The following is a 1,736-nucleotide window of genomic DNA, read 5'->3' on the forward strand; positions in this document are numbered from 1 at the left end:
AGATGTAGTCAAGCACCATTTGGCCAAAATGAACAAGGTAATGCGGGACGTCATGAAGATCTGTGTCAGGAAGGTTCTCCTGCCCCAGCGATCTCAGTGGATGCCTTGAGCCAGCATCAAGCCCATCCTCTCTACGCGAAGCGCAAAAGAGCTTGACCACGTCGGACTGGTTCGAAATGCACAACGACTGAAAGCGCGTCAGTTCCTAGGGAATCGCCTTTCGCGGAGTCGCCGGGAGCGACCTGCCGGTGTGCTCAGCGACGTGTTGCACAGCGCCCTCTCCTTACAACAGCAGCAGCGGTTTGATCTGCTTCAACAGCAACCAGCTGAATACGGCAACCCTCGGCGAACCTACAAGGGCAACACCAATGACACTGTACGTCAGCCAACGCTCACGATGCCGCAACGCGAGGCGACGCTCACTATCGTCCTTAAAGTCTTTGTACGGGTCGGGCTTGTGCATCCAGAGCATGTCGTTCTCCATGTCCGATTGGCCATAGATATACGGCGCTCCACGAATATGTCGTCACGACTCGACCCCTGGTAGGACTGTTTTCCAGTTTTGATGCGTGTTGCGCTTAGGCTGAGTGATGCTGTGGTCGACGTGCAGTGCTGCCGCCGTACAGGCGGGTCATTCCAAGCGCACGCGAAGGCAGCCTCAGGGCTGAAGTACCGTGACGTGGGCCCAAACCCACGTGCGTTCGACATTGGGGACCTGCTTCACGACCACCATGCGGATGTTGTCAACTTTGACGCGCATCCCGGGGTTCACAGCGAGCTGCTTTCCTCCGCGAACGATGATCGGCTCCATGCTGGGACGATCGCCATTCGGCAATTCGTTGGGAGGAGCCCTTCGTAGGAAGACACTTGCGGTGACGTCGTACTGGGAGCCGGGACTTGGGACTGCCTCGGTGTCGAGTGTCTTGGCTGGCTCCGCGTGATCCCGCCACCAAGACTGCCCCACCCGTGATCCGACATACATCCATCCCACCAAGGTTTCACTAGGGCGCGGACGCGGCACCACATCGTTAGGATCATCGACGGTGTCGTCTTTGCCCGAAGTCCCAGTCGTCTTTTTGTCGGAGGTGTCAGGTCCAGGAGGGTTCGGGGGTGGGTTCGGTTTTGGCGTGTAAAGGCCCCAGACAAGAACGATGGCGGCCAGCAATGTGGCAACTGCCTTGATAAGACCATCGGTCTTGCTGATGAGATCGGTTGCAATTTCCCACCACTTTTTCGGGGGAGCCGCAGGCTTTTCTGGTGTCTGAAGCGTCTTGTAGGGCTTTTTGGGCACGTTCCCCTCCGTTTCTCGCGGATTTTGAAGACGAAAGTCCGTTCTGTCGATGCAGTAAGCGTGGGCGCCTCCAGCCGCCCCTTCCTTCTCGGACGAGTATCAAGGCGTGTTCAGAGTGAGTGGCATGAGGATGGAGCGCACGTGACCTGCAAGGTCGCAGCCGCGGCGGGCATGCGCGGGATCGCCCCCGTTTACCCATGGCCTCGCCTGGGCTCCTTTCGGAGCCATGCGAACTTGGGGGTCGATCCCGCGTGGCTGGTCGGCGTACGAAATCGGTGCACGATGCGCACCGGTTCGGAAAAAAGCCTGAAGGCCCTTCCCTTGACGACAACTGCCGGTCGTCGCTGCCGGGCTCTGCGACCCCTACTACTGGTTTGCAGGACTTGGATTGCTCTAGGCAGCTAATCCGAATACGCGCTCGCTCTCGAACTGTCGAGCCTCAGTG

The 1,736-nt window shown here is 58.6% G+C and carries 2 protein-coding genes; both read right to left on the reverse strand.

The window, feature by feature from the left end; translation table 11 throughout:
• Positions 1-283: 283 nt before the first annotated feature.
• A complete protein-coding gene (locus tag ACSFCA_RS36485) occupies positions 284-484 on the reverse strand; it encodes a hypothetical protein (RefSeq protein WP_435462999.1) in 201 nt (66 codons plus the stop codon).
• A 174-nt stretch (positions 485-658) separates the two neighbouring features.
• Positions 659-1,291 (reverse strand): hypothetical protein, encoded by a 633-nt coding sequence (locus tag ACSFCA_RS36490; protein WP_435462998.1) that lies wholly within the window; start codon positions 1,289-1,291, stop codon positions 659-661.
• Positions 1,292-1,736: the final 445 nt, after the last annotated feature.

The organism is Variovorax multivorans (assembly GCF_051216835.1).
GTDB lineage: Bacteria > Pseudomonadota > Gammaproteobacteria > Burkholderiales > Burkholderiaceae_C > Variovorax.